General features: G+C 61.1%; 6 protein-coding genes and 3 pseudogenes. 3 read left to right on the forward strand and 6 right to left on the reverse strand.

What is annotated here, in order from left to right; translation table 11 throughout:
* Positions 1-41: 41 nt before the first annotated feature.
* The 3 genes and pseudogenes from tnpC to tnpA form a co-directional block, all read right to left on the reverse strand.
* Positions 42-1,324: pseudogene (tnpC, locus tag B5D62_RS32710) on the reverse strand (IS66 family transposase).
* Between the two features lie 119 nt (positions 1,325-1,443).
* Entirely contained in the window at positions 1,444-1,794 is a 351-nt protein-coding gene (tnpB, locus tag B5D62_RS32715; protein ID WP_085937657.1) for an IS66 family insertion sequence element accessory protein TnpB, read from the reverse strand.
* Positions 1,791-2,132: an IS66-like element accessory protein TnpA gene (gene tnpA, locus B5D62_RS32720; RefSeq protein ID WP_139374158.1), complete on the reverse strand. Its 342-nt coding sequence runs from the start codon at positions 2,130-2,132 to the stop codon at positions 1,791-1,793. Before tnpA ends, tnpB begins: the two co-directional genes overlap by 4 nt.
* A 373-nt stretch (positions 2,133-2,505) precedes the next feature.
* Here tnpA and B5D62_RS32725 point away from each other — a divergent pair, with 373 nt between their 5' ends.
* The gene (locus B5D62_RS32725; RefSeq protein ID WP_085938296.1) at positions 2,506-3,618 is read left to right on the forward strand and encodes an aromatic ring-hydroxylating oxygenase subunit alpha; all 1,113 of its coding nucleotides are present in this window, start codon (positions 2,506-2,508) and stop codon (positions 3,616-3,618) included.
* Between the two features lie 136 nt (positions 3,619-3,754).
* Here the strand turns inward: B5D62_RS32725 and B5D62_RS32730 are convergent, their stop codons facing one another.
* The gene (locus B5D62_RS32730) at positions 3,755-5,017 is read right to left on the reverse strand and encodes a glycosyltransferase (RefSeq protein WP_085938297.1); all 1,263 of its coding nucleotides are present in this window, start codon (positions 5,015-5,017) and stop codon (positions 3,755-3,757) included.
* Positions 5,018-5,215: 198 nt separating this feature from the next.
* Positions 5,216-6,168 (reverse strand): annotated as a pseudogene (locus B5D62_RS32735) (IS481 family transposase).
* Between the two features lie 206 nt (positions 6,169-6,374).
* Here B5D62_RS32735 and B5D62_RS34455 point away from each other — a divergent pair.
* Positions 6,375-6,531 (forward strand): annotated as a pseudogene (locus B5D62_RS34455) (transposase domain-containing protein); the annotation flags it as partial.
* Here B5D62_RS34455 and B5D62_RS34460 read toward each other — a convergent pair.
* Positions 6,528-6,860: an integrase core domain-containing protein gene (locus tag B5D62_RS34460; RefSeq protein WP_085938298.1), complete on the reverse strand. Its 333-nt coding sequence runs from the start codon at positions 6,858-6,860 to the stop codon at positions 6,528-6,530. The pseudogene B5D62_RS34455 and the gene B5D62_RS34460 sit on opposite strands and share 4 nt — an antisense overlap.
* A gap of 85 nt (positions 6,861-6,945) precedes the next feature.
* On the opposite strand from B5D62_RS34460, the gene B5D62_RS32745 reads away from it, so the two are divergent.
* Positions 6,946-7,363, forward strand: a 418-nt coding sequence (locus B5D62_RS32745; protein ID WP_231715025.1) for an IS110 family transposase, incomplete at its 3' end; no start/stop codon positions are given.

Genomic DNA, 7,363 nt, shown 5'->3' on the forward strand with positions numbered 1-7,363 from the left:
GTAAGCGTCCGGCCGGGGCCGTGGGCTGACTGATGCGGTCGTCAGGTTACTGACGGGCCATCCGGGACGAGCCTGTCGCGGAGGTTCCAGGGCAGGAGTTCGGCGACGCGGTTGATCGGATGTTCTGCGATGATGCCGAGCACGCGCCGCAGATACGCTTCGGGATCGACGCCATTGAGCTTGCAGGTTTCGATCAAGCTGTAGATCGCGGCGGCAGCGGCGCTATTGTCGATCTCCAGCCGGCCGTCGTCGCGATAGCGACAGAGCTGGGTCACCGCCTGGCGCTCGGCCGGGCTGTGCCCGCGGATGCCCGCCTCGATGTCATAGAGGGTGCCGATGCGTTGGAGCGCCTCCTGCGCAAGCTCGGAGCCGTTGTCGACGTACAGGTCGTGGAACTTGCGCCGAGCATGGGCCCAGCAGGCGACCTCGACGATCTCATTGCCGTAGAGCCGGTTATAGCCGGCATAGCCATCCGCCTGCAGGAAGCCCCGGAACACCCGCAGATGGTCTTGCGGGCGCTCCCCCTTGCGGTCGGCGGAGTAGCGGAACAGAACCGACGGCGACGCGCTGTCAGCCGCGGGACGGTCATCGCGCACGTACACCCACAGCCGGCCGGTCCTGGTCCTGCCATGCCCCGGCGCCAGCACCGGCACAGGGGTGTCGTCGGCATGCAGCTTGCCGGGTTGGAGCGTCTGCTTCGCCAACGCCTCGACCAGTGGCTGCAGCAGGGCGCTCGTGCTGCCCACCCAGTCCGCCAGCGTCGAGCGCTCAAGCGCCACACATACTTGGCCACAAGCACGTGAGCGATCAGGCCGGGGCCTGCCAGGCCGCGACCAATCGGCCGCGACGGTGCTTCGCTCTGTACGATCCGGTCGCAGCGCGAGCACGCCAGCTTCGGCCGAACATGCCGGACCACTCGGAAGCTCGCCGGCACGTACTCCAGCATCTCCGAGGTGTCGTCGCCCAGCCGCCGCATCGGGCCGCCGCAGTCCGGGCACGTGCAGGCTGGCTCGTGAACGATCTCCTCGCGCGGCAGATGGTCGGGCAGCGGCCGCCGTCCCGGATCAGCGATGCTGCGCTCCGGTTCGCTTGCTGCAATACGTGATGACGAGGTCTCTTCCAGATCCTCGAGCTGCAGCTCCAGCTGCGCGATCTCGCGCTCGATCTTCTCCGATGAGCGGCCGAACTGTTGCCGGCACAGCCAGGTCAGCTGCGCCTTCAGCCGCTCGATGATGCCATCCCGCTCGGCCAGTGCCGCGCGCTGCTTCAGCACCAGCTGGCGCAGCTCCTCGGCACTCTCGGGCAGGTCATCGGCTCCAAGCACGCCGCAATGCTAACGTCCCGCTGGGCCATGGGAACAGCGATGAGCCCCCGCGAGTCGTTGTGCCGCATCGGCCTTCGCTAAAGCTTCAGCCGACTCGGGCGGAGTAACCTCCGCCCCAGTCAGCCGGGCTTCTCCGGACGCCAGGTCCGTTCCGGCCGGCGCCAGTCGATGCCCTCCAGAAGCATCGACAGCTGCGCCTCACTCAGCGCTACCGTCGCGCCGCTCGATGCCTGCGGCCACACGAAGTGGCCGCGATCCAGTCGCTTGCTGAACAGGCAGTAACCGTCGCCGCTCCACCACAGCACCTTCGCCAGATGCCCGCGACGGCCTCGGAACACGAACAGGTGGCCATTGAACGGATCCTCGCCCAGGACCGTCTGCACCATGCCGGCAAGGCCGTCGAAGCCCTTCCGCATGTCCGTCGCGCCCGTCGCCAGCCAGATCCGCGTCCCCGACGGCAAGCCCATCATCGCCGCAACGCTCGTAACACCCGCTTCAGCCTTTCTTCATCGACGCCACCTTCGACCCGCACGCGCACACCGCCTGGCAGCTCGATCTCGATCCGGCCACCCCTCTCCATCTTCGGCGGTGCCTCTATCGCCCTCGGCATCTCCGTCGCAACCGTCACCGCCGTGAACCGCACCGTCGCGCCCAGCAGCGAGGCCGCCTCCTGGCGACGCCAGTTGTGGATCAGGCTGCGCGTGATGTTGTGCCGCAGCGCTACCTCCGGCACCGTTGCTCCTGGCGCCGAGGCCTCCGCAAGGATCGCCTTCTTCGCCTCCGCACTGTAGCGTCGGCGTCGCGACACGCTCCGAGCCGCTAACGCACTCCTGTCACGCACAGGCCTGACATTCGTCTCTTCCGATCTGTTCACCCTGCCATTACTGCCACCGCCCAGCGGCAGCTCAAGGCGGCCAAGATCGGACGGTTACGGGCAAGGAACAACGTTCAGTGACGCAACAGCCCCGAAAGGCTGGCATTGTCTCGCTGACAATGGACAATGAGATTAATCGGGGATGCCCAGCGTTCAATCCAAACGCCACTACACTGGATATGGGAGTAATGCCCTTCAGACCGGTCCGTGTCGGCGCTCAGACGTGTCCGGTCACTTGACGTGTATTGATCCTAGTGCAACTTTGAATACCCGGCTTATTACAATGATAGGGCTGCTCTGATATTCCATGACTACAAGCTTTTCGGAGGACTGGGCGCGCTCTCTAGTTGATGCACAGGCCTTCCAAGATGAACAACGCCGCCTGGCGTACGTCTGGACATTTCTCGGATTTGCAGATGATGCAGCGGAGGATGGCGATTGGTTCCGGGCTTCGATCGCCACGAAGTCGGTGTTCGTCCAACGCTTCGGAGAGGAGCTCCGCGGCTTCGAAAATGTATGCGCGCACCGTTTCTATCCTTTGCGCCATGAGGCAAAAGGCAACGGCCCATTGATTTGCGGCTTTCATCACTGGCAATACAACAGAGACGGTCGCGTCGTCGGAATTCCTATTTGCAAGATGGTCTACGGGAAGCCTGCCAGAGAGGTTGGCGGGCATCTCAAGAAAATCGAACTGTCGACATGCGGCACCATGGTCTTTGGGCGCTTCCCAGGAGGCACCAGCCTAACGCTCAAGGATTATCTCGGGGAAGCCTTTCCCATCCTCGAAGCAATGACGAAGGTAAGACGGCGGCCATACTATATGGAGCGAGAGATTCGCGCGAACTGGCGGCTGAATCTTCACATCACGTTGGACGACTATCACGGTCCGACGATTCATCCGTCGACGTTGGGGCGCAATGGTTACATTCCATCGATGTCGATGCGCCGCTATTTCCGGTTCGGAGCCAACAGTGCCTATTTGTTTTCCGACGATGAAGATTGCTTTGAAAAGCTACTCGCAGGATGCCGGGATGGCACATATCGCTCAAAGCACTTCTTCGTATTCCAGATCCTGCCGAACCTGATCATCGCACATGTCGACGCGGATCGACCCTTCTGGTTCTCGAACATCATGCAATACTCTCCGCTTGCACCGGATCACACCACATATCGAAGCTGGTCATATCCATCGCCGTTCGAAGCAGATTTGTCCCGATTCGCACGGGCCAAGCGATTCGTCACCGACATCTTCAGGCGGCCGATTTATCAGTACTATTTCAATAGGGTCGTTCGCGAGGATGTGGCTGTCTGCGAACGTCTTCAGGAAGTGGCTCATCAGGTCGACCGTCGCCCACTGCTTGGAGCGCAGGAAGAGCGAATTGCTTGGTTTGAAGAAGCCATCCGGAACTTTCCGAACTGAGGAAGCTGGCCCGAACGGGTAGCCAGGGCATCCTGCCTCCGCCGCGAGGTTAGCCGCAGAGCCACTCAAGACAGATCCGCCTACCATAGCCGTCAGTCATGTTCGTTTGCTTCCTGTAGGAGAGCAACTGAACTTGCTACGAACGAAGTTCCTCCAGGAACGCCGATACCTTGGAGAAATATTTGTCGGAAGTCACTGCCTGATGAGGTGCGATCGCGAGAGCAGGACCGGTGGCAAGCTCCAGGATGGCAGCCATCCAGGCGTCGTCCGCGCCTGGATCAAGGTAGCGAGCTGCCACACCGCCCGCTTCACGATGTGCCGGCAAATCGGAAGCCAATACGGGCCGGCCGAGCGCCAGCGCCTCCGCTATCGGAAGTCCAAAACCTTCTCCCAACGACGGCATCAACAAGCCACGGCATGATTCCAGGAGCTGTTTGAGTGCCGGAGTGCCAAGGCCGGATACGTCGACCACTGTCCCCTTAACCCAGCCTGTAGCCTCGAGGTAATCTCTCTCGGGCCCGCCTTCGCGGGGCATCATTCCGACGATGACTAGTTTCGGGGTATTGGCTCCTAATTTGTCGGCGATCCTGCTCCAGAGCTTGAGAAGAAAAAGGAAGTTCTTTCGTCGTTCGATGGCGCCGCAGGCAACGAAATAACGATGGCCCGCAAGCTCCGGATCGGGTGACTGACGCTTAGAAAAGGCCGAAGGAAGCGGTAATGGCTCCCCGAAAGAAGTGATCGAATTGCGGCCGAGGTCCCTTAGAGCTGCGAGAACGGATTTTTCCGCCGCCTTTGAAGGCGCCATGACTCCCGCGGCGTAGGTCGCTGTATTGACAAAGCGAGCGCGCTGCGCCGCAGCGTCTTTGGCCGAGAACCAGTCCGGTCGTTCCAAGGCGAGTGCATCATGAAGCATGAAAACTGCTTTCACATCCCGGCGATGCGCAAGCCATGACAACAAACTGGCCCATGTAATCCCGATGTGTCCCACACTTAAATATACGCTTCCCTGCGGGAGTTGCCGCGGCACTGAGCGGCCGAACTCCACACCCGTCCGGGCAAACTGCCGAACGAAGCCGGCCAGGCAATCGGTGAACGATAATCGATTCTCAAGCAACTCTCGAGAGCCGCCAAAACGCCGCTTGAGCGAACGGTAAACTGGATCGCTATCCGGGGGCCTATCTTCGCTCCACCATTCTTCGAGAAAACGCAAACCAGCGATTGCCCGGCGGCGATCAAAATAGCGAAGGCCCCACAAAGTCGGCATGGCCGCGACGCAATCACCACGCCAGGACTCGAGAAAGTAACGAGCATATTCATACTCGACTCGGGCCACTCCCCGAGGCGTAGGAGTCTTCTGGCTCACCGCCATCGCCAAACAAGTCAGGTCGAGTGCAATCATTGTGAGTGGAAACTAACCTTATCGTCCAATCTTCCGTCATTCATGTGACCAGGCGCGTTGCCTTAAGTCTCTCTCGCAGACAAGATCCCCAATAGCAACGCTAAGTCCATGGGTTTTCTGCCCATTCTAATCTATATTTATCTCTTAGGGAGGAACGAGGGTCCACCATGCTGGCAGGGAACTGCGCTGGCGCAGCAACTAGATGTGGAGCCTCAACAGGTTATTCCCGGTCAGGCCGAGAGTACTGATGGGTGGCACGGATCCGATACTGCCATGAGGTCTGTGCCAGTTTAGCAATGCATCCAATAGGGCAGCTCGGCGGCGCGTTGTCGTGATGTGTCGTAGGCGCGAGCGTATGCCCATTCGCGCAGAGCAGTCTGGATGAAGCGCTCGGCGTTGCCGTTGGTACTCGGGGTGTAGGGCCTGGTACGGATGTGGCGTAGTCCCAGTCGCTTGCAGGCACGGCGGAAGGCGAAGGCTTTGTAGCAGGAGCCGTTGTCGGTCATGACCCGTTCGACGGTGATGCCGAGGCTTGCGTAGTATGCGATCGCGGCCTTGGGGAAAGTGATTGCGCAAGCTTTACGCTCGGTCTTCATGACCCGGCTGAAGGCGATGCGGGAAGCGTCGTCGATGGCAACATGGACGAACTCCCAACCGACGCCACGATTGTTGCTTTGGCCGGTCCGGTCGCCGGTGATGCGATGGCCGATCCCATTGAACTTGCCGAGTTTTTTGATGTCGATGTGGATGAGCTCGCCAGGCCGATCGCGTTGGTAGCGGCGCGGTGGTTCGGCCGGCTCGAGGGCACTCAAGCGATTGAGGCCCAGGCGCTTGAGCACCCGGCTGACAGTGGCGGTGGAGATACCGGTTTCGGCGGCGATCGCCTTGCCGGTCAGGCGCTGCCGGCGCAGAGCCTCGATCTGGTCGACCGTGGCTTGAGGCGTCGGCTGGCGCAGCCGATCGGGCCGCGAGCTGCGGTCTTGCAAGGCGGCGAGGCCTTCCAGTTGGAAGCGCTCGACCCATTTACGCACCGAGCGAGGGCAAACGCCTACGGCTTCACTGACGGCCTTCGGCGTTTGCCCGCTGAGAACCATGTTGACCATGTGCTCTCGACCGCGCGGCGTCAGGCGGTCATTCTCATGGATGTCCATTCGGCTACCCCAAGGACAGTTGACGTCTCGACAACATCAGCTTCCTCGGCCGGGGCCGGATGGACAACCTATTGAAAGCTCACAACTAGAGCGGCTTCCCGTTAAACAGAGCCACATCCTGTATGTGAGAAGAAGTTTGCACACGCGACGGGAGTGATCTGTCGGAGAGCGTCGACAGCGCTGTTCTGTTCTCGCCGATCATGATGGCGAAGCTCAACGACGTCGATCCGCAAGCCTGGCTTGCTGGCGTGTTCGCCTGCATCGCTCCTCACCCGCAGAGCCAGCCTCTACGAATTGCTGGCCTGGGAGTGGAAGAAGCTTCGTACGCGTCCGTTGAAGGCCGCGGTAGTCTTCGTTGATTAGGCGGCGGCCCTTTGCTGTGACGCAGTCTTCCAGTTCCAGGGCAGCAAACTCCTCGATCCGCTTGCCCGGTGACCTGCGCCCCAAGCGTCATCCAGGGATAAGTGGAGTCCGCCCGCCATTTGAGCCTGCTTGGCTCGGTGGTGCAACGGGGCGGGGCGCGGGCCCCGGATTGCGCGCAGCGTCCCGTCCCGTTGCATTCCGGGAGCGCTGAGCGTGGCGTAGGTCGCGGGCGGCAGATTGCCGATCGCGCTGCGCGGCCGCACGTTGTTGTAATCGTCCTTCCACCGTGCGAGCGCCGACCGGACGTGCGCGAGCGAGGTGAACAGCATTTCGTTCAGATGGGGTAGTCGGGGTCTGGGCTCCGCCGACGGGAGCCGCCAGACTCTGGCATTCTCTCAGAAGCAGGAGCGCCCCATGTCGATCTTGTATGCCGGTTTGGATGTCTCGCTCGAGCAGACGAGCGTGTGTGTGATCAATGCCGAAGGCTTTCTCGTCAAGGAGATAAAGGTCTTGAGCGATCCAGACGCGATCGTTGCTTTCTTGCGGGAGCTCGAAGGTACCTTCGAGCGTGTCGGCCTCGAGGCCGACACGCTTTCGCAATGGCTGTTCTTCGGTCTGAAGGATGCCGGTTTTCCCGCGTTCTGCATTGAGACGCGCCACGCCAAGGCAGCCATCTCAGCGATGTCCCTGAACAAGACGGATCGCAACGATGCCCGCTCAATCGCCCAGCTCGTGCGATCGGGTTGGTTCAAGGCAGTCCACGTCAAGTCGATCGAGAGCCAGGAGTTGCGCACGTTGCTAACCAGCCGGGAGTTCCTGGTCAACAAGGTCC

This window comes from Enhydrobacter aerosaccus (assembly GCF_900167455.1).
GTDB classification, from domain to species: domain Bacteria; phylum Pseudomonadota; class Alphaproteobacteria; order Reyranellales; family Reyranellaceae; genus Reyranella; species Reyranella aerosaccus.

Coding starts and splice junctions, on each gene's coding strand:
- tnpB (WP_085937657.1), bottom strand. CDS start 1,794: ATGATGGGCTTGCCGTCGGGGACGCGGATCTGGCTGGCGACGGGCGCG.
- B5D62_RS32725 (WP_085938296.1), top strand. CDS start 2,506: ATGACTACAAGCTTTTCGGAGGACTGGGCGCGCTCTCTAGTTGATGCA.
- B5D62_RS32730 (WP_085938297.1), bottom strand. CDS start 5,017: ATGATTGCACTCGACCTGACTTGTTTGGCGATGGCGGTGAGCCAGAAG.
- B5D62_RS34460 (WP_085938298.1), bottom strand. CDS start 6,860: ATGCTGTTCACCTCGCTCGCGCACGTCCGGTCGGCGCTCGCACGGTGG.